Below are 19,529 nucleotides of genomic sequence, written 5' to 3' on the forward strand. Positions count from 1 at the left end.
GATCTAGTTCCCGAATCCGCCTGAACACTTGCTGAGACGCATGTTAAGGCGCCATTGTGCAATGGCGCGGCTTTGCCCTATAAGCTCCCCATGACCGACGCTGACAGGGGCCGGGCGCCGAAGCGCCAGATTACCGCCCAATGACCCCTTTCCCATGGTCCGACGTGGCGATCATCGCCGTCCTGATCCTGCTCAATGGCGTTTTTGCGATGTCCGAACTGGCGATCGTGTCGGCACGCGCACCGCGCCTGCAGGCGGCGGAAAAGCGCGGTAGCCGCGGCGCCGCGGTGGCGCGCCAATTGACCGCCGATCCGGGGCGGTTCCTGTCAACGGTGCAGGTCGGCATCACGCTCATCAGCATCCTGGCCGGTGCATATTCGGGAGCCAGCCTCGGCGGCCCGGTGGGTGAGCGGTTGCAGGCGCTGCTGGGTCTCGACGACGAAACCGCGCTGACCGTCGGTTTTGCGGTGGTTATCGCGGTGACGACCTATTTTTCGCTGATCGTCGGTGAGCTGGTACCCAAGCAGTTCGCGTTGCGCGCGCCTGAGCCGATTGCGATCTTCATTGCGCTCCCGATGTTGTGGCTGTCAAAAATCGGCGCGCCGTTGGTGTGGCTGCTCGACCGCAGTTCGGCGCTGGTCTTTCGCATCCTGGGCCTCAATCGCGAATCCGAAGACCGGGTGACGGCGGAAGAGCTGCATTTGATCGTTGCCGAGGCGTCGAAATCGGGGCTGATCGAGGAAAGCGAGCGCGCGATCATCTCGGGCGTCGTGCGCCTCGCCGATCGTCCGGTGCGTGAGGTGATGACGCCGCGCAAGGATGTCGACTGGGTCGATATCGCCGCCGATGCCGATGCGGTGCGCGCCAAACTGCTCCAGAGCCCCCACACGCGCCTCCCGGTCGCGCGCGGCTCGGTTGATGATATTGTCGGCGTGGTGCAGGCGCGCGACATTGCCGCGGCGCTGTTCCGCGGCGAAGCGCTCGACGTCGACCGGCTCACCCGGTCGGCGAAGGTCATTCACGACCAGATCGATGCGATGGACGCGCTCGAAGCACTGCGCGTCGCCGACGTGCCAATGCTCTTCGTCCACGACGAATATGGCCATTTCGAAGGGCTGGTGACCCCCGCCGATCTGCTGGCCGCGATCGCCGGGGAATTTGCGTCGGATCAGGATATCGGCAGCGAGCCATTCGTGGTCGAACGCGACGACGGCAGCCTGCTGATCGCGGGATCGATGCCCGCCGACCAGATGGCCGAACGGCTGGGGATCGAGCTCGACGACGACCGCGATTATGCGACCGCGGCGGGTCACGCACTGGCGATCCTGAAGCATCTGCCCAAGGAGGGTGAGAAATTCATCGACAAGGGCTGGCGGTTCGAGATCGTCGATATGGACGGACGCAAGATCGACAAGCTGCTCGTTACCGAGCTTTCAAAGCCCAAGAGCGCCGACGAGGACTAGCCTGGCGTGGCACTTTCGCCGCGTGGCTGGCGGACGTCGGCAAGGGATGGATCACTATTGTCCAAATTCGTCATGCTGAACGTGTTTCAGCAGCCATGGCCCAAGCCTCCATCCCGGGCAGCGCCGAAGGAAACGGCAGGCCATCGACCCTGAAATAGGTTTAGGGTGACGCGTGAAGGGATGTTCGCAGCCGGTCGAGAGCTGCCGCTCAGAGATCGCCGCCAAGCGCCCCATATTTTGCCTCGAAGCCCGCCTTGTCACCGCGCGCCAGATAGCCCGCTTGATCGACGATATTGTCGCGCGCGATGCGGCCCTGGAAGGCGCCGAGCTGGGGGTCGATGGCGGCGATGTCGGCGTCGGTCCAATTGGCGATCTGCTGATAGCTGGTGACGCCAAGGCCGCCCAGCAGCGCGACCATCTTTGGTCCGACGCCCTTCAGCAATTGCAGATTGTCGGTTTTGGGTGCGGCGGCTTCGGGGGGCAGCGTGGGGGTTGGCGCAGGCGCTGGAGCAGGCTCGGGTAGAGGTTCGGGCGCCGCGGCCGGCGCGGCAGGCTCGGCCGCGATCGGTGCAGGGGTCGCCGCGGGTTCCGGCGCCGGCGCCGGGCGTCCGGGTTCGGCGGCCGCCACGGGGGCGGTTGGCGCGGGGGGCGCCTTTGCCGCCGGTACCGGCGCCGGTACGATCGGTTTGAAGCGCGCGGGTTCGGCGGCGACAATCTCGGGCTTCACGGGTTCGAGCGGCTTGGCGGGCTTCGCCGGTTCGATGACAGGTGGCGCCAGATCGTCGGCTTTTGACCGTCCGAACAGCCACCAGAGCAATATGACCGCGACCACCAGGCCGACGACCGCGATGATCCAATTCTCCTGAAGCCACGTCATGATTGCCTCCGCTCCTGCTTTTCGTTCAGCCTATGCGCCGCGCCGCGCCGCGTCCAGTCGCTCTCACTCGGCTCGCGGGCTACCGCGCGGCAGCCCCGTGGCGTGCTTCGCGCGCGACTTCCCTCCAGCCGATGTCGCGGCGGCAGAAACCGCTCGCAAAATCGAGTTTGTCGACCGCGGCATAGGCGCACGCCTGCGCCTCGGTGACCGTGCGCCCCGTTGCGGTGACGTTGAGCACGCGCCCGCCGGCGGCGACGATCTGGTCGCCCTCGCGCGCGGTGCCAGCATGGAAAACCCGAACGCCGCCCGTTTCGGCATCGGCAATGCCATGGATCGCACCTCCCTTGGTCGGCGCGGCGGGATAGCCGTTAGCGGCCATGACGACGGTGAGCGCGTAGTCGCTGGCGAAAGCGGGCGCGGCTGCCGTCGTCAGCGCGCCTGTCGAGGCGGCATAGAGCAACGCAGCGAGATCGCCGATGTAGCGCATCATCAGCACTTGGCATTCAGGGTCGCCAAAACGGGCATTATATTCGATCAGCTTCGGCCCCGCGTCCGTCAGCATCAGCCCCGCGAACAACACGCCGATATAGGGGGTGCCTTCGGCGGCGAGCGTCGCCACGGTCGGGCGGATGATACGGTCCATCACCTGCGCTTCGAGCGCGGGCGTCAGAACGGGGGCGGGGCTGTAGGCGCCCATGCCGCCGGTGTTCGGTCCTACATCGCCGTCGCCGACGCGCTTATGGTCCTGCGCGCTACCGAACGCCATCACGTCGGTGCCGTCGGAGAGCGCGAAGAAGCTCGCTTCCTCGCCGGTCATAAATTCCTCGATCACCACTTCGGCGCCCGCGCTGCCGAAGGCGCCGTCGAACATGTCGGCGACTGCGGCCGCGGCGTCTTCGCGCGTTTCGGCGATGACGACGCCCTTGCCCGCGGCAAGGCCGTCGGCCTTGATGACAACCGGAATGCTAAAGCCGTCGAGGACGGCAAGCGCTTCGTCGGCCGAGGTGCAGCGGACATAGGCGGCGGTGGGGATGCCGGCGCGGGCGCACAGATCCTTGGTAAAACCCTTCGACCCTTCGAGCTGCGCCGCCGCAGCGCCGGGGCCGAAGGTTGCAATGCCCAGCGCGCGCAGTCGGTCGGCGAGCCCGGCGACGAGCGGCGCCTCTGGGCCGACGACGACAAAATCGATGCCGCGTCCGGTGCAAAACGCGATCAGGCCATCCAGATCGTCGGCGGCGATCGCGATACATTCGGCGTGCGTCTCGATCCCCGGGTTGCCGGGGGCGGCATAGAGCTTGGCGCAGCTTGGCGATTGTGCCAACTGCCAGCTGAGCGCATGCTCGCGGCCCCCCGATCCGACCAGCAGGATATTCATGGCAGTCCCTTTTTCCGATCCGGCGTCCGAAACCGACCCCGCGGCGCGGCTGTTAGCCGAGGCGGCGCCCGGCGACAATGTCCCGCCGCTGTCGGTCAGCCAATTGTCCGCAGCGATCAAGCGGACGGTCGAGGACGGTTTTGCCCGCGTGCGGGTACGGGGAGAATTGTCGGGCGCCAAGCGCGCGGCATCGGGGCATTTCTACGCGGCGCTGAAGGACGATAATGCGCTGATCGACATGGTGATGTGGAAGGGGCAGGCGGCGCGGCTGGCGTTCCGGCCCGAGGACGGCATCGAGGTGATCGCGACCGGCAAGCTCACCACCTATCCGGGGCGCTCCAAATATCAGCTCGTCGTCGATACGCTCGAGGTCGCGGGCGAGGGCGCGCTCATGCTGCTGTTCGAAAAACTGAAGGCGCGGCTTGGCGCGGAAGGACTGTTCGACCGAGAGCGGAAACAGGCACTGCCCGTGTTGCCGCGCGTCATCGGGGTGATCACCTCACCGACCGGCGCAGTGATCCGCGACATCCTGCACCGGCTGGCCGATCGTTGTCCGACGCAGGTCATCGTCTGGCCGGTGCTGGTGCAGGGCGACGGCGCGGCGGCGCAGGTCGCGAATGCGGTGCGCGGCTTCGATGCCATTGCACCCGGCGGGCCGGTGCAACGCCCCGATCTGGTCATCATCGCGCGCGGCGGCGGCTCGATCGAGGATCTGTGGGCATTCAATGAAGAGGTGGTCGTGCGCGCGATCGCCGAGTGCCGCATCCCGACGATCAGCGCGGTCGGGCACGAGACCGATGTGACACTCGCCGATCACGCCGCCGACGTGCGCGCGCCGACGCCGACCGCGGCGGCCGAAATGGCGGTGCCGGTGCGCGCCGAACTGCAGGTGCAGCTGGCGACCTGGCGCGGGCGGATGATTGGCGCCGCGAACCGGCATCAGGCGCTGGCGGGCGAAAGGCTGATCGCGCTGGCCCGTCATTTGCCGCGGCGCGAGGCGCTTTATGCGCCGCAGCGCCAGCGGCTCGACGATAGCGGCGATCGGCTCGACCGCAGCCAGCGCCAGCGGCTGGTCGTCGTCTCGGAGCGGTTGGCAACGCGCGGCGCGGCGCTGCGCCCGTCATTGCTCGCGCGGCGCTGGGATCGCGACCGCGCGCGGCTCGAAGGGCTGGGGCGGCTGCTCGATAGTCTTGATCCGCGCGCTTTGCTGTCGCGCGGCTATGCGATGGTGCGCGATGCGCGCGGGGCGATCGTCACCACCGCCGCCCGCGCGCAAGACGCCGGGCATCTGCGGTTGCAATTTGCCGATGGCGAGGTTCCGGTGGCGATCGCTGGCAGCGACCCGCCGCTGGCGCCGGACGCCCCCCGTCCCGCCCGCAAGCCGTCAGCGCCGCCGCCCAAAAGAGGGCAGGGCGAGCTGTTCTGACATCGCCGGGGGTGGCCCCGCCGCGCTCGGCTGTTATAGTGGCCGCAACCACCGACCCTTGAACGGACAACCGAATCATGCTGATCGCCAGCCGCAATCGCCTCGCCCGCCTGCAATATGGACCCAATGGCTTTCGCGTCCTGGCGGCCGGCGACCATGTCCTTTGCGCGGTGACGAGCGCGCCGATCGGACTCGACGAGCTGCGTTACTGGTCGGTCGCGCGGCAGGAGCCCTATGCCACCGCCGCCATTTCGGTGCAGGCCGAACTGGACGCCGCGCGCGGGGCATGAGGTTCGGGCGTGTCGGGTTCCGCTATACGGCCTCGCTGCCGCTTCTGATCGTCGCGGCGAGCTGTGTACCGGCGGCGGAGGCGCCCGCCCGGCCCCGCCCAACCGCAGCGCCCTCCACTGAGATCGCACCGTCGCCGCCATTGGTGTTCGGGCCGTCACGACCTTTGCGTCGCGACTTCGTCCTGCGCGGTGTTGCCGAGCAAGGCGGCGTCATGATCGGGCAGGCGCCGGGCGGGACGCAGGCGCTGTCGCTCGATGGCGCGGCGATCCCGATGACCGCCGACGGTGATTTCCTCATCGCCTTTGACCGCGATGCGGGGCCGAGCGCCCGGCTCGTTGCGACCTTTGCGGACGGGCGACTGGTCGAGCGCATGGTGGTGGTGGCACCGGGCAGTTGGCGGCTGGAGCATGTCAACGCACCGTATCGCGGCAGCGCAGCGAGCGACGCCGATTTCGAACGCCGCCGCCCCGCCGAACTCGCGCAGATCGATGCGGCGCGGGCCATGCAGATTGATGCCAACGGCTGGAAACAAAGCTTTCGATGGCCGGTGACCGGACGTCTGTCGGGCTTTTTCGGGTCGCAGCGCATCTATCAGGGTAAGCCTGGAACCTATCACAGCGGCACCGACATCGCAGTGCCGGCGGGAACACCTTTCGTGGCGCCGGCGGACGGCATCGTCGTGCTCGCGGCGACATCGCCGTTCACGCTGGAGGGCCATTTGTTGATCGTCGATCATGGGATGGGGCTGACCAGCGCCTTTCTCCATTGCCAGCGGCTCGACGTAAAGGTTGGCGACCGGGTCATGCAGGGGCAGGCGTTGGGAACCGTCGGGCGAACCGGGCGCGCAACGGGGCCGCATATGCACTGGGGCCTGAAATGGCGTGATGCACGCCTCGATCCCGCCAAGCTCGCGGGTCCGATCGGCGGCTAGGTCCTCGTACAGCTCCGCAATAACTGGTTGCCGATGAAACAATATGTCGCAGATGCTGGATCGCGGCATATAGTATTTCTCCAAATGTCACGGTTGTTGCAAATACGTCACAATGCTTTGTGAAACGTCGGAATAAACGGCAAATGTCCTTTACTCGACCCGAGGGAAGGATCATTCCGCACGCTATCAGGGTGTTTGCGCGTCGGCTGTGTGCTGCTGCGTCAGGGGCTCGGGTAATTCAATCCATCAGTAGCAAGGGACTGCACTGTGAAGAAAACCCAATATTCCAAGCTGAAGCTAAGCGCTGCGCCGCTCGTATTGAGCGTCGCCCTGGCTTCGGCTCCTGCCTATGCGCAGGAAGCCGGCGCCGCCGACGACGGTGAAGCGACGATCATCGTGACCGGTTCGCGCATCGCGCGTCCGAACCTTGATTCGAACAGCCCGGTGGCCGTGGTCAGCGGTGAGCAGACAGTCGAAAACGCCGACGTCACGCTCGACACCTTCCTGAACACGCTGCCGCAGGTCAATCCGGCCGGCACGACCACCTCGAACAACCCCGGCAACGGCGGCCAGTCGAACATCGATCTTCGTGGACTTGGTGCAAACCGCAACCTTGTCCTGATCAACGGCCGCCGCCCGATGGTGTCGGCGTCGAACCAGACGGTCGATTTGAACACCATTCCGCAGGGCCTGATCGAGCGCATCGAAATCGTCACCGGCGGCGCCGGCGCGGCTTATGGTGCCGACGCCATCGCCGGCGTGGTCAACCTGATCCTCAAGGACAATTTCGAAGGCATCGATCTTCGCGCATCCTATTCCAACTCGCTTCCCAGGACCGATGCACGCGAGTATCAGTTCAGCGGCATCATCGGCGGCAACTTCGCCGACGGCAAGGGCAACATCGCCTTCTCGGCCGAATATTCGAAGCGTCAGGGCCTGATCAAGGCGCAGCGCGATTTCGCATCGCAGGCGACCTCGACCACCGGTTCGTTCCCGACGGGTTCGTTCGTCAATAGCGGCGCCAACTCGATCAGCCAGGCATCGGTCAACGCGCTGTTCGCCGGCTATGGCGTCTCGGCGGCGCAGACCCCGAGCGTCAGCCAGCTGGCGTTCAACTCGGACGGCTCGCTGTTCGGCCGCGGCTCGTTCAACAATCCGCTCGACGTGGCGAACTTCCGTTACGGTCTCGATTCGCCGGCGAACCCGAACCTGAACTTCTTCCCGGACTTCTACAGCTACAACTTCGACATCGTGAACATTCTCGTCCTCCCGCTCGAGCGCAAATCGGCGTTCCTGACGGCGAATTACGAGATCAATCCGGCGTTCGATTTCTTCGTTCAGGGTGGTTACACCGACTACAGCTCGTCGACCGCGCTGGCACCGACGCCGGTCAGCACCGGCATCGTCAACCCGGCGAACACCGCTGCCTCGGGCCTCAATGCCCGCTCGCCGCTCGTTTCGGTTGGCGGTCGCGTTACCGGCTTCATCGTTCCGGTTACCAACCCGTTCATCTCGCCCGATCTGGCCGCGCTGCTCGCAACGCGTACCGGTGACGACGCGAACGTGGCAGGTGCTGGCGCTGCCGAAGCCGTCCGTATCGGCTACCGCTTCCTCGGCACCGGCCTGCGCGAGCAGAAGCTCGACAACCGCGTGATCCAGGGTCTCGCTGGCCTGCGCGGCGAGTTCGCGCCCGGCTGGCGCTACGAAGCCTATTATAGCTGGGGTGAAACCACGATCGACCAGGCTGCGACGGGCAACGTCAACGTCCAGCGCGTCCAGGAACTGCTCGAAGCGCCTGATGGCGGCCTGAGCCTCTGCGACGGTGGCTTCAATCCGTTCGGCATCCAGCCCTTCTCGGCTGACTGCGTCGATTATGTCGACGAAGTGGGCGTGACCAAGACGGTCTTCACCCAGAAGGTCGCCCAGGCTTATGTCTCGGGTGAGCTGACCGACCTGCCGGGCGGCCCGCTCGGCGTCGTCCTGGGTGTCGAACAGCGCAAGTTCAAATACACCTTCGACCCGGGCTCGCTGTTCGGTCCGATCGCCGGTTTCAACACCGCGACGCCTGACCTTGGCACCAACACGTTCCTCGACTTCTTCGGCGAACTTCGTGCACCGATCATGGACACGCTGGAACTGTCGCTGACCGCTCGTCACTCGAAGAGCGATTTCAACGACATCCAGAATGGCGTGAACGGCGCGCCGTCGAACGACTGGACCTATGGTGGCACCGTCACCTGGAGCCCGATCGACGAGGTTCGCCTGCGTGCAAGCTATCAGCACTCGGTCCGTGCGCCGAACTTCGGCGAACTCTTCTCGGGTGGCGGCAGCTTCCCGCAGATTTTCGACCCCTGCTCGATCAACTCGAACTTCCGCCAGAGCGGCGGGGCGCAGGCAACCGCGCTCTGCGTCGCGACCGGCGTCGGTGCGGGTACGGTCAACTCGTTCGTTCCGTCACCGGGTGCCCAGGCGTTCATCACGACGACCGGCAACCCCAACCTTAAGCCGGAAAAATCGGACACCTTCACCGTTGGTGCTGTGTTCCAGGCCGGTGGCTTCACGGGCTCGATCGATTATTACAACATCAAGATCGAGGACACGATCCTCAACCCCGACGTCAACGAAATCATCGCCTCCTGCTATGGTTACAATGACATCAATCCGTCGCTGAGCGGGGCCAGCCCCTATTGCGACGCGATTGGTCGTTCGGGCGACGCGATGACGGGTATCTACCTCCCGGCATCGCTGGGCGGTGACGCGAACGGTTATTTCCAGTTCGTCAACACCGGGTCGGTCAAGACGTCGGGCGTCGATGTTCAGCTGGGCTACCGTCTGCCCACCGAGTTCATCAACGAGGACAGCGCGCTGAACTTCAACCTTGCCGTCAACTATCTGATCGACTTCAAGAACGTCGGCCTCGGCGGTCTGAAGACGGATTATGCTGGTACGGCTTCCTACTTCGGTGCGGGTCTCGGCACGAGCTTCCCGCGCTGGAAGGCGACGCTCAACACCAAGTTCAACATCACGCGTGAACTGAGCTTCGACAGCCGCATCCGCTTCATCGATGCGATGGAAAACCGTGCGGCTCGCCAGTATATCGGCGAAACCTTCACGGGTCCGGGCAGCGTCTTCTACTTCGACTTTGCGATGCAGGCCGAAGTCGAAGCACTGACCTTCCGCATCGGTTTGAACAACGCGTTCAACCGCAAGCCGGAAACCTACTCGCCGAACGTTCAGTCGGGTACCGACCCGTCGCTGTACGACGTCATCGGTCGCCGCGCTTATGTGTCGGCACGCCTCCGCTTCTGATCGCAAGCCAGCTTGAACAAGGGAGGGCGGGACTGGTGTCCCGCCCTCTTTTTTTATAGACAGCGCCGATGACCATAACCGACCGACTGCGCGCCGCTTATGCGGCTTATGCCAAGGGCGATTTTGCCACCGCGAAAGTGCAGGGTGAAGCAGCGCTCGGCGCTCAGCCCTCCAATCCCGCCGTCCTCCAGCTGCTCGGCGTCGTTTCCTGCCAGACCGGGGCCCTGCGCCAGGGCGCGGATTATCTGCGCCGCGCGCTCGCGAACGGCGGGGACACCAGCGACAACCGGATCAACCTTGCCCGCGCACTGCTCGACCTCGGCGATACCGACGAAGCCGCGCGCATCTGTGCCGAGGGCGACCTTGCCGGATCGAGCGAACTTCAAGCCATGCAGGCGCAGATATTGAAGGCGCAGGGACGAACGACCGAGGCGAGCTGGGCCTATGAGAAGCTCGTTTCGGACAATCCCCGGGATTTCAGCGCGTGGAACAATCTGGGCAATGCCCGGCACGAAGCGGGCGACCTTGAAGGCGCGCTCCAAGCCTTTCAGCACGCGCGCCTGATCGACCCGAAATCGTCGCTGGTGCACACGAATATGGGCCGCGTCATGATCTCGAAGGATCGCTATGAGGAGGCATGCCTCCTTTTAGAAAAAGCGGTTCTGCTCTCCCCAAAGGATCCGGCTCTGCTCCTCGAACTCGGTCGGACATTGACCAGCATCAACCATGTCGAGGCGGGGTTGCGCGCGCTCGGCGAAGCGGCGCGCCTCGATTCGTCCGATCCCAAAATCTTCCTCGCGATCGCGGTCGCGCTGATGGATATCGAGAATAATGCGCAGGCCGAAAATGCGCTTCGCTTCGCAATCAAGGCGGATCCGCGCTTTATTCCCGGATATCTCAACCTTGGCATCCTGCTCGAAAAGGCCAATCGCACCGACGAGCTGCGGTCGCTGATCGCTGCCGCCACTGGCGCTGGGCTGGCCGGTGATGAGCTCGACTATCTCCGCGCGCTTCTGCTCAGCCGCGACGGTGACCGCGCGGCGGCGCTCGATCTGGTGCGCGATCTCCAGTCGTCCGCGATCAATCCATCGATCAAGGCACAGTTCGCGGGCCAGCTCGCCGACCGGCTGGGCCGCGCCGACGATGCGATCCGCTTCTATGAGGACATGAACGCGGCGCAGGCGCAAAGCCCCATGGGCATGGGAGTCGATCGCAGCGCCTATCAACGGGCGATCGCGGCGCTCAATGCGCAGACGACAGCGGCATGGTTTGCCGACTGGCAGGCGTCACCGCCGCCTGCCGATCGCCCGTCGCCGGCCTTCCTCGTGGGTTTTCCCCGCTCGGGCACGACGCTGCTCGATACGATCCTGATGGGGCACAGCGACACCCATGTGCTTGAAGAACTGCCCATCATCGAGAATCTCGCCAAATCACTTGGCGATATGGACGCGATCCGAACGCTCGATGCCGCGGCGGTCGCCAATCTGCGACAGCAATATTTCACCGAACTCGATAAAAGATCGCCGCCGCCGCCGGGCAGCCTGGTAATCGACAAAAACCCGCTGTCGATGATCCGGGTACCGCTGATCCACCGCCTTTTTCCCGATGCGAAGATCATCCTCGCGATGCGGCATCCATGCGATGTGGTCCTGAGCTGCTATATTCAGAACTTTAAACCGACCGAAGCGATGGCGAGCTTTCTTGACCTCGCCAACGCCAGCCGCACCTATGACCGCATCTTTCAATATTGGGAGACGTGTCGCGACGTGTTTCCGATCGATATCCATATGTTGCGCTATGAGGCGATGGTTTCTGATCCCGGCAAGGCAACGCTTCCCCTGTTCGACTTCTTGGGTCTGGAATGGCAGGATGCGGTGCTCGATCATCAAAAAACCGCCGCGGCGCGCGGATTCATCCGCACACCCAGCTACGCTCAGGTAATGGAGCCCATCTATTCGTCAGCCAGCGGCCGGTGGAAACGCTATGAAGCCCAGATGCGCGAAGTACTGCCAATCCTCGCGCCGTGGGTCGAGCGTTATGGCTACAGCTTCGATTGATCCGGCTCGCCAGCGCGAAGCCAGCCGGTGATCGACAGCCGCGGTTCGCGTGCAAAAGGCGTGACGTAACTGACGCTATGGCGCTGCGGCACCGCGAAAAGCCGAAGCGCCCCCATGCTTGGCACGAAGGCTTCCTCTATGTTGCCGTCCGCGCCATGGAACATGAGCAAGCCGCCCCACTCGGCCCGCCACGCGGGTGCAAGCGAATAGACATAGGCAGCGTGCCGATTCTTCCCGGCGACGTCGTCGTCATGGCAGGTCAGGAAATGGCCGTCATCATAACGGGTTGCCTGCCCGTCGGCGAAAGCCACGGTTGTCGTACCGAGAACATAGTTTAGCCGTTCGAGTGTTTCGGGGGCGGATAGGAGGGCGATGAAGCGGTGCAACGGATCGAGCCCGTCAGCGTCGCCGCCATCGGGCGCGCGGATCGCTTCGTACCGATATTGAAAGCCGTGGCGACCGGCCTTGAGGACGAGGCGGTTGAGGTCGTCGCGTTGCTTCGCGTCCAGCTCTGCGAATGCGTCGCGTGTGAACTCATAAACCTTGTCGCCGGCATTCAACACCAACCGCCAGTCGTGCCGGGCCATCAGGTCGGCGCGTAGCGCCTTGGCTTGTTCGTCGGCCAGGAAATCCACGATTTCGACGCGCTGACGGCATGCAAATTTGGTCTTCAACGCATCCCAATCGATACGATCCGACAGACAATAATCCCGTTGCATCCGATTATTCCACTGACTGCGCCGCAATGCCTTAAGCCGCCAAGCCCGTTTGACGGAACCAAGGCAAGCGAATATGTTCAGGCCAAGCGATAAGAGTTCGGAGGAAAACTGTCATGCGCGGAATTCGATTGGTGGCGATTGCGATTGCTGGGTCTGCAATCCCTGTCGCTCCGGGATACGCAAGCTCGCCGGACACCGACGCGCCTGCAGTTGAAGCAAATGACAAGATGATCTGCAAGCGCACGCAGCGCACCGGCACGCGTTTCTATAGCAAGATTTGCAAGACCGTCGCGCAGTGGGATGCTCTGGCGGAGCAGCATAAGCGCGACATGGCGGAAACGGTCAACCGACCCCAGGTCGAAATTCGGCGGGAATGATTTCATGAAATTGGGTGCGCCGCTCATTAAGCTGCCGCGGCGATACTGTTCTGCAACCCTGGAAAAAGAGGCAGCGGCTCTCCCGCAATCGGCGTGGCTGCCGCATCCGGGGCGTATCCCGGGCAATGACGCGGTGCCGCTGATCACCCCGGCGGGGCAGGTTTCAAACGGGTTTGCGGGGCCGATGGCACCGACCGACGCGCTGCGCCAATGCCCCTATATCATGGAAATTCTCGCCGATCTCGGCGCGGTGTGGGGGCGCAGCCGGTTGATGGGTCTCGCGCCGGGTGCGATCGTGCCCGAGCATGTCGATGTGGGCTATTACTGGCGCACCCATATCCGCATTCATATCCCCATCGTTACCAACCCGAAGGTCGCTTTCAGTTGCGACAAGGAAACGGTGCATATGGCGCCGGGTGAATGCTGGCTGTTCGACAGCTTCTGTATGCATAATGTGCGTAACGATGGCGACGCCAAGCGCGTGCATCTGGTGCTCGATACGGTCGGCGGCGAAAAATTGTGGGCGATGATCGCCGATGCGAAGCGTTTCGGCCGCGACGGCCAGCCGCCGGTAAGCGTGGCGCCGGGGTCGGTCGGGACGGCCGCACTTGCTTATGAACAGGTCAATTTGCCGACGATAATGTCGGTATGGGAAATTCGCTGCCACATCGATTTTCTGTTGCAGCAATGCGCCGCGGCGCCCGCGCGCGAGGCGATCGCCGCGCGGCTGGAGCAATTCGCAAACGCATGGGGGGCGCTGTGGGCGCAATATGGCACCAATATCACAGGGCTGGCCGCCTACCGCCACCTGATTGAGCAGGTCCAGCGTGATTTGCAGCGGCTGGAGGCGCAGCGCATCCTCTTGGCAGGCAACGACGTGCCGCTCGATCGCGCGCTCGCCGAACTGATTTTCATGATTGCCGCCCCCGGCAACGCACCCGTCGCCGCCACGGCCTGAACACCATGATCGTATCGCATCAACACCGTTTCATTTTTGTCGCGATTCCCAAGACTGGGACGCATTCGGTGCGCCAGGGCCTGCGCGATCATCTGGGTGAGGGCGACATGGAGCAGGCACGGCTTTTCGTCGAAAAGCAGTTTCCGATCCCCGAAATCGCACGGATGGGTCACGGGCACATCAGCTTCGCAGAAATCCGCCCCTTCCTCGGCGAAGACGTTTTCGGGGACTATTTCAAATTTGCCTTCGTCCGCAATCCATTTGACCGCTTCGTTTCCTATTGCGCCTTTGCGACGAGCCGCGAGGGTAGTTTCGCGCGCGATCCAAAACGGGTTATGCGCCATTTCCTGTTCGCGGCGCCGCCGCTCCAGCATATCATTTTTCGGCCGCAACATCTGTTTCTGACCGATACGGACGGCCGGCTGCTCGCCGACCGGCTGGGCAAGGTGGAGACGATGCAGTCAGATTATGACGCAATCTGCGCGCAAATTGGCGTTGCGACGTCGCCGCTCGATCACGCCAATCGTTCGCGTCGGGGCGATTATCGTGACTATTATGATCAGGAACTGATCGATGGCGTCGCCAAAATCTATGCCCGCGATCTCGAACTTTTCGGCTATGATTACTGACCTTATCAGTCGAGGCAGCAAGCATGTATCCCAATCCCCGCAAAACAACGAGCATCCGGCGGCTTGGTTCGGTCGATATCGCTGCGTTGAAGGCGGCCGTGCTCGCGATCCCCGAGAGCTTATGGCAGGCTGAAAACGCCGACAAGCCCAACCGCTTCGAGGCGCTCGACGCGACGGCACATATCGTTTTCCGTTTTGTCGCCAACATGCGCGATTGGCGGAGCGGTTATGCCCGTCCGTTGTGGCATGCGTGGCAGGATCTGCTTGCACCGGTGTTGACCGCAGCGACCGCGGACTACGGCTATACGAACGGGGTTTTTCCGCGCGTGATGCTGGCGCGAATGCCGGTTGGCGGGGTGATCCAGCCGCACCGCGATGCCAACCCCGCTGCCAAATGGCCCCATAAAATTCATGTGCCGCTGCAGACCAATGATCAGGTGCAGTTTCACATTGACGGCCACAGCTATCATATTGCCGAAGGCGAGGCGGCCGAGGTCAATAACATGGGCGTCCATGCGGTGGAAAATCGCGGCGATACCCCGCGCATCCATCTGATCTTCGAATATTACGACGCGGCACAGCCGGAGCCTGAATGGCTGGCGGCGCTGGCGGCGCAGCAGCTTGCCTGAGCTATAAGGGCGGCACGATGGCCGCCCTTTCCAATTATACGGCCGCGAGTTTCAACGCGCCGTCACCCTCATCGACCCTGATCGTCGATCCGTCCTTCACTTCGCCTTTCAGGATCAGGTCGGCAAGCGGATCCTGCAGATATTTCTGCACCGCGCGCTTCAGCGGCCTTGCGCCATAGACGGGATCATAGCCAACCCGGCCCAGCCACGCGCGGGCGGCGTCGGTCAGGTCGAGCGTGACCTTGCGGTCGGTCAGCAGTTTCTGCACGCGTGCGACCTGGATATCGACGATGCCGCCCATATGCTGCTGCGCGAGGCGGTTGAAGAGCACGATTTCGTCGAGGCGGTTGAGGAACTCGGGGCGGAAATGCGCGCGCACGATCTCCATCACCGCAGGCTCAGCCTGTTCGACCGGCGCGTCATCGGGCAGCGCGGCGATCGCCTGGCTGCCGAGATTTGACGTCAGGATGATCAGCGTGTTGGTGAAATCGACGGTGCGGCCTTGTCCGTCGGTCAGGCGCCCGTCGTCGAGCACCTGCAGCAGCAGGTTGAACACGTCAGGGTGCGCCTTTTCGACCTCGTCGAACAGCACGACCTGATAGGGGCGGCGGCGCACTGCTTCGGTGAGCGTGCCCCCTTCCTCATAGCCGACATAGCCCGGGGGGGCGCCGACGAGGCGCGCGACGCTGTGCTTTTCCATAAATTCGGACATGTCGATGCGGACCATCGCATTGTCGTCGTCGAACAGAAAGCGCGCAAGCGCCTTGGTCAGTTCGGTTTTTCCGACCCCGGTCGGGCCGAGGAAAAGGAAACTGCCGAGCGGACGGTTCGGGTCCTGCAGACCCGCGCGCGAGCGACGCACGGCGGTCGAGACGGCATGGACGGCGTGATCCTGGCCGATCACCTGCTTTGCGATCGTGCTTTCCATCGCAAGCAGCTTCTCGCGTTCGCCCGCCAGCATCCGGTCGACGGGGATGCCGGTCCATTTGCTGACGACCGCGGCGATGTCGTCGGCGGTGACTTCTTCGCGCAGCATCGCATTGCCCGCGGCGGCCTCGGCGTCTGCGAGCTGCTTTTCGAGGCCGGGTATAGTGCCGTAGGAAAGCTCACCCGCTTTGGCGAGATCGCCGGCGCGCTGCGCCTGGTCGAGCGCTGAACGCGCGGCGTCGAGCTCTTCCTTGATCTTCGCCTCGGCGTGGATCTTGTCCTTTTCCGCCTGCCATTTCTGCGTCACTTCGGCCGACTGCTGTTCGAGGTTCGCGAGTTCGGCGCGCAAGGTCGCCAGCCGGTCTTTCGACGCGGCGTCGGTTTCTTTCGACAGCGCGGACTCCTCGATCTTCATCTGGATGATCCGCCGGTCGAGCGTCTCGATCTCTTCGGGCTTCGATTCGACCTCCATCCGGATGCGGCTCGCGGCCTCGTCCATCAGGTCGATCGCCTTGTCGGGCAAAAATCGGTCGGAGATATAGCGGTTCGATAAGGTCGCAGCGGCGACGATTGCACCGTCCGTGATCCGAACGCCGTGATGCAACTCGTATTTTTCCTTGAGCCCGCGCAGGATCGAGATCGAATCCTCAACCGTCGGCTCGCCGACAAACACCGGCTGGAAGCGCCGCTGGAGTGCCGGGTCCTTCTCGACATGCTTGCGATATTCGTCGAGCGTCGTCGCGCCGATGCAATGGAGCTCGCCGCGCGCCAGTGCGGGTTTGAGCAGGTTCGACGCATCCATCGCGCCCTCGCCCTTGCCCGCGCCGACCAGCGTGTGCATTTCGTCGATGAACAGGATGATCTCGCCTTCGGCGGCCTTCACATCATCGAGCACACCCTTGAGCCGCTCCTCGAATTCGCCGCGATATTTGGCGCCCGCAATCAGCGAGCCCATGTCGAGCGAGAGCAGGCGGCGGTCCTTAAGGCTGTCGGGGACGTCGCCATTGACGATGCGCAGCGCCAGCCCCTCGGCAATCGCGGTCTTGCCGACCCCGGGTTCGCCGATCAGGACGGGATTGTTCTTGGTCCGGCGCGCAAGGATCTGGATGGTACGGCGGATTTCCTCGTCGCGGCCGATAACGGGGTCAAGTTTGCCTTCGCGCGCGACTTCGGTGAGGTCGCGGGCGAATTTCTTAAGCGCTTCGTAGCGGTCTTCGCTGCTCGCGGTGTCGGCGGCGCGGCCGCCGCGCAGGTCGTTGATCGCAGCGTTGAGCGCGTCGGCCTTGAGCCCGGCGTCGGCGAACGCCTTGCCGACCGGCGTCGCGCTCGACAGCACCATCGCCAAGAGCAGCCGTTCGACGGTGACATAGCCGTCGCCTGCCTTGGTTGCGACCTGTTCGGCTTGGTCGAGCAGCCGCACCGCGTCATTGTCGAGGCCGGGGGTGGCCTGCGCGCCCGATCCCGACACCGCGGGCACCTTGGCGAGCAGCGCGTCGATGCCCGCGACCGCGCGCGGCGCGTCGCCGCCGCTCTTGGCGATAAGCCCCGCCGCCATGCCTTCGCTGTCTTCGAGCAATGCCTTGGCAATATGCTCGGGCGAAATCCGCTGATGGTTCATGCGGATCGCGATCGTCTGCGCGGCTTGCAGGAAGCCCTTCGCGCGGTCGGTGAATTTTTCGAGGTTCATCGTGGAAATCCCCTTTCTCGACTTGCAAGATAGTGTTGCTATTTGGCAACACAAGGGGGTGTGGGCAGTTCTCCGTTCGCATCAAGCAACGTCGAGGCGCCCGTCGTACAGGCGTCGGTGTTGGGCGTCTCGACTTGGCTCGACACGAACGGGATTCGAGATCGCTACTCCCCGCTGCGCGCCAGTTGATCGAGCAGCCGCACACCAAAGCCCGTCATCCCTTTGGGAACCAGCGATGTCGCCTTGTCCGCCTGGTTCACCCCGGCGATATCGAGATGCGCCCATGGCGTCGCTTCGTCGACGAAATAGCCGATAACATGCGCGCCGATGCTGGCGCCCGGTCCCTGGCTGGGTGCGATGTTGCGGATGTCGGCGATGTCCGACTTGATCTTTTCGGCGTAGTTTTTGTGCAGCGGCATCCGCCACAATTCCTCACCGCTGACCTTCCCGGCGGCAAGCAGGTTGGCGGCCAGCGTCTCATCGCGGGCGAACAGCCCGGCATATTGATCGTCGAGCGCGCCGACGATGGCACCGGTGAGCGTCGCGATATTTACGATCGCGCGGGGCTTGTACGCCTGCGCGACATATTCATTGGCGTCGGCAAGGACGAGGCGCCCCTCGGCGTCGCTGTTGAGCATCTCGATCGTCTTGCCCGACATCGTTCGGGTGACATCGCCGGGGCGCTGAGCGTTACCGTCGGGCATATTTTCGGCGAGCGCCGCGACCCCGACGACATGCGCTGATGCGCGCGACCTGGCGAGCGACAGCACCGCCCCCATGACCGAGGCGGCGCCCGACATATCGCCCTTCATGTCCCACATGCCCGCGCCGGGTTTGAGCGAAATTCCGCCCGAATCGAAGGTGATGCCCTTGCCAACAAAAGCCATCGGTGCCGCGGGGGCGTTCGCGCCGCGATAGCGCACGAGCATCAGCCGCGATCCGCGCGGGCTGCCCTGACCGACGCCGACGAGCGTCCCCATGTTCAATTTGCGCATCGCGGCCTCGTCGAGCACTTCGATGCTGACCCCGGCGGTTCCGGCGAACGCTTCGCGCACCCGGGCGACGAAGCTTTCGGGATAGATGACGTTCGCGGGTTCGTTGGCGAGATCGCGCGACAGGCGGACACCCTCGGCAAGCGGTTTCCAGCGCGACGTGAATGCGGCTTCGGCGACCGCAGGATTCGCGCCAACGACGGTGACGGCGCCGGTCGGGGGCGTCTTTTTGTCGGAAGTCTTGTAACGGTCGAAGCGATATTGGCCGAGCGCGAAACCATAAGCGACGTCGGCGGCCGATGCATCGCCGAACGCCCCGGCGATCGTCACCGGCTGCGCCTCGCTCTTCAGCTCCTGCGCCGCCTTGCCGCCCGCTTCGGCGAGCGCGAGGGAGGTCGGCATCGGGCCGGTGCCGACGAGCAGGATGCGCGAATGGGCGCCGATTCCGCGCAGTGACAGCGTCGATCCGGCTTTGCCATCGAAGGTCGCCGCGGCAATCGCCGCGGTTATCGCCTGACGCTCGGCGGCGCCGAGCGCGACGCCATCGAGCGGCGGCAGCGTCGCGTCGGTCAGCACGATAACGAGCGCACCATTCACGGCGGCGCTGGTGGCAAAGCCGATCGCGCGCTCGGCGCTGTTGGTGGCGGCCGTCGGGATGACGCCCGACCCGGTCACCGTCTGCGCAAACGCGGGCGGCACGAAGGCGAACGACAGGCAGGCGGCAAGAAGCAGGCTTTTGCGATACATGGAAAATTCCCCGTTTGAACAATGACACCAAGCATAGCCGCGCTGCGGCCGATCGCAAATTCGGCTCGACGAACGACAGTCGCTTGCCATCGGACGACATGGCGGTCAGACAGGCGCGAATCGGGCGCACGAAGA

The 19,529-nt window shown here is 64.0% G+C and carries 15 protein-coding genes; 10 read left to right on the plus strand and 5 right to left on the minus strand.

The genetic code is table 11. The annotated features are described in order from the left end of the window. Positions 1-140 precede the first annotated feature (140 nt). Positions 141-1,463, plus strand: a complete 1,323-nt coding sequence (locus IPF76_RS05755) for a hemolysin family protein (RefSeq protein ID WP_293840787.1) — start codon at positions 141-143, stop codon at positions 1,461-1,463. A 208-nt stretch (positions 1,464-1,671) separates the two neighbouring features. Here the strand turns inward: IPF76_RS05755 and IPF76_RS05760 are convergent, their stop codons facing one another. Both IPF76_RS05760 and purD read right to left on the minus strand, forming a co-directional pair. Then, positions 1,672-2,340 carry a hypothetical protein gene (locus IPF76_RS05760; RefSeq protein WP_293840788.1) on the minus strand — a complete coding sequence of 223 codons (669 nt, stop codon included), beginning with the start codon at positions 2,338-2,340 and terminating at the stop codon, positions 1,672-1,674. A 79-nt stretch (positions 2,341-2,419) separates the two neighbouring features. Then, positions 2,420-3,715: a phosphoribosylamine--glycine ligase gene (gene purD / locus IPF76_RS05765; protein WP_293840791.1), complete on the minus strand. Its 1,296-nt coding sequence runs from the start codon at positions 3,713-3,715 to the stop codon at positions 2,420-2,422. Here purD and xseA point away from each other — a divergent pair. From xseA to IPF76_RS05790, 5 genes are all read left to right on the plus strand, one after another. Beyond that, positions 3,714-5,141 carry an exodeoxyribonuclease VII large subunit gene (gene xseA, locus IPF76_RS05770; protein ID WP_293840793.1) on the plus strand — a complete coding sequence of 476 codons (1,428 nt, stop codon included), beginning with the start codon at positions 3,714-3,716 and terminating at the stop codon, positions 5,139-5,141. The genes purD and xseA overlap by 2 nt on opposite strands. 77 nt (positions 5,142-5,218) lie before the next feature. After that, positions 5,219-5,431, plus strand: coding sequence for a DUF2093 domain-containing protein (locus IPF76_RS05775; RefSeq protein ID WP_293840795.1), 213 nt, complete (start codon positions 5,219-5,221; stop codon positions 5,429-5,431). A 212-nt stretch (positions 5,432-5,643) separates the two neighbouring features. After that, complete coding sequence (locus tag IPF76_RS05780) at positions 5,644-6,363, plus strand: M23 family metallopeptidase (protein WP_366499155.1); 720 nt, start codon at positions 5,644-5,646, stop codon at positions 6,361-6,363. 267 nt (positions 6,364-6,630) lie between these two features. Beyond that, a complete protein-coding gene (locus tag IPF76_RS05785; protein ID WP_293840801.1) occupies positions 6,631-9,672 on the plus strand; it encodes a TonB-dependent receptor in 3,042 nt (1,013 codons plus the stop codon). Between the two features lie 68 nt (positions 9,673-9,740). After that, positions 9,741-11,729 carry a tetratricopeptide repeat-containing sulfotransferase family protein gene (locus IPF76_RS05790; RefSeq protein WP_293840803.1) on the plus strand — a complete coding sequence of 663 codons (1,989 nt, stop codon included), beginning with the start codon at positions 9,741-9,743 and terminating at the stop codon, positions 11,727-11,729. On the opposite strand, the gene IPF76_RS05795 is transcribed toward IPF76_RS05790, so the two are convergent. Beyond that, positions 11,714-12,448, minus strand: coding sequence for a 2OG-Fe(II) oxygenase family protein (locus IPF76_RS05795; protein ID WP_293840806.1), 735 nt, complete (start codon positions 12,446-12,448; stop codon positions 11,714-11,716). The two genes, IPF76_RS05790 and IPF76_RS05795, sit on opposite strands and share 16 nt — an antisense overlap. A 113-nt stretch (positions 12,449-12,561) precedes the next feature. Here IPF76_RS05795 and IPF76_RS05800 point away from each other — a divergent pair, with 113 nt between their 5' ends. Genes IPF76_RS05800 through IPF76_RS05815 form a run of 4 tightly spaced genes read left to right on the plus strand, consistent with a single transcriptional unit; the run spans position 12,562 to position 15,041 of the window. Next, positions 12,562-12,825: a hypothetical protein gene (locus tag IPF76_RS05800; RefSeq protein WP_293840809.1), complete on the plus strand. Its 264-nt coding sequence runs from the start codon at positions 12,562-12,564 to the stop codon at positions 12,823-12,825. 4 nt (positions 12,826-12,829) lie between these two features. Further along, the gene (locus IPF76_RS05805; RefSeq protein ID WP_293840812.1) at positions 12,830-13,783 is read left to right on the plus strand and encodes an aspartyl/asparaginyl beta-hydroxylase domain-containing protein; all 954 of its coding nucleotides are present in this window, start codon (positions 12,830-12,832) and stop codon (positions 13,781-13,783) included. Positions 13,784-13,788: 5 nt separating this feature from the next. After that, positions 13,789-14,412 carry a sulfotransferase family 2 domain-containing protein gene (locus IPF76_RS05810; RefSeq protein ID WP_293840815.1) on the plus strand — a complete coding sequence of 208 codons (624 nt, stop codon included), beginning with the start codon at positions 13,789-13,791 and terminating at the stop codon, positions 14,410-14,412. Between the two features lie 23 nt (positions 14,413-14,435). Beyond that, the gene (locus tag IPF76_RS05815; protein ID WP_293840818.1) at positions 14,436-15,041 is read left to right on the plus strand and encodes an aspartyl/asparaginyl beta-hydroxylase domain-containing protein; all 606 of its coding nucleotides are present in this window, start codon (positions 14,436-14,438) and stop codon (positions 15,039-15,041) included. A 34-nt stretch (positions 15,042-15,075) separates the two neighbouring features. On the opposite strand, the gene clpB is transcribed toward IPF76_RS05815, so the two are convergent. After that, positions 15,076-17,655, minus strand: a complete 2,580-nt coding sequence (gene clpB / locus IPF76_RS05820) for an ATP-dependent chaperone ClpB (RefSeq protein ID WP_293840821.1) — start codon at positions 17,653-17,655, stop codon at positions 15,076-15,078. 164 nt (positions 17,656-17,819) lie between these two features. Further along, the gene (locus IPF76_RS05825; protein ID WP_293840824.1) at positions 17,820-19,394 is read right to left on the minus strand and encodes a leucyl aminopeptidase; all 1,575 of its coding nucleotides are present in this window, start codon (positions 19,392-19,394) and stop codon (positions 17,820-17,822) included. Positions 19,395-19,529: the final 135 nt, after the last annotated feature.

The sequence above is a fragment of the Sphingopyxis sp. genome (genome assembly GCF_016704835.1).
Lineage (GTDB): Bacteria > Pseudomonadota > Alphaproteobacteria > Sphingomonadales > Sphingomonadaceae > Sphingopyxis.

Excerpts from the sequence above, each read along its gene's own strand:
- IPF76_RS05755 (WP_293840787.1), top strand. The coding sequence starts at position 141 with ATGACCCCTTTCCCATGGTCCGACGTGGCGATCATCGCCGTCCTGATC.
- IPF76_RS05760 (WP_293840788.1), bottom strand. The coding sequence starts at position 2,340 with ATGACGTGGCTTCAGGAGAATTGGATCATCGCGGTCGTCGGCCTGGTG.
- xseA (WP_293840793.1), top strand. The coding sequence starts at position 3,714 with ATGGCAGTCCCTTTTTCCGATCCGGCGTCCGAAACCGACCCCGCGGCG.
- purD (WP_293840791.1), bottom strand. The coding sequence starts at position 3,715 with ATGAATATCCTGCTGGTCGGATCGGGGGGCCGCGAGCATGCGCTCAGC.
- IPF76_RS05775 (WP_293840795.1), top strand. The coding sequence starts at position 5,219 with ATGCTGATCGCCAGCCGCAATCGCCTCGCCCGCCTGCAATATGGACCC.
- IPF76_RS05780 (WP_366499155.1), top strand. The coding sequence starts at position 5,644 with ATGATCGGGCAGGCGCCGGGCGGGACGCAGGCGCTGTCGCTCGATGGC.
- IPF76_RS05790 (WP_293840803.1), top strand. The coding sequence starts at position 9,741 with ATGACCATAACCGACCGACTGCGCGCCGCTTATGCGGCTTATGCCAAG.
- IPF76_RS05795 (WP_293840806.1), bottom strand. The coding sequence starts at position 12,448 with ATGCAACGGGATTATTGTCTGTCGGATCGTATCGATTGGGATGCGTTG.
- IPF76_RS05800 (WP_293840809.1), top strand. The coding sequence starts at position 12,562 with ATGCGCGGAATTCGATTGGTGGCGATTGCGATTGCTGGGTCTGCAATC.
- IPF76_RS05805 (WP_293840812.1), top strand. The coding sequence starts at position 12,830 with ATGAAATTGGGTGCGCCGCTCATTAAGCTGCCGCGGCGATACTGTTCT.
- IPF76_RS05810 (WP_293840815.1), top strand. The coding sequence starts at position 13,789 with ATGATCGTATCGCATCAACACCGTTTCATTTTTGTCGCGATTCCCAAG.
- IPF76_RS05815 (WP_293840818.1), top strand. The coding sequence starts at position 14,436 with ATGTATCCCAATCCCCGCAAAACAACGAGCATCCGGCGGCTTGGTTCG.
- clpB (WP_293840821.1), bottom strand. The coding sequence starts at position 17,655 with ATGAACCTCGAAAAATTCACCGACCGCGCGAAGGGCTTCCTGCAAGCC.
- IPF76_RS05825 (WP_293840824.1), bottom strand. The coding sequence starts at position 19,394 with ATGTATCGCAAAAGCCTGCTTCTTGCCGCCTGCCTGTCGTTCGCCTTC.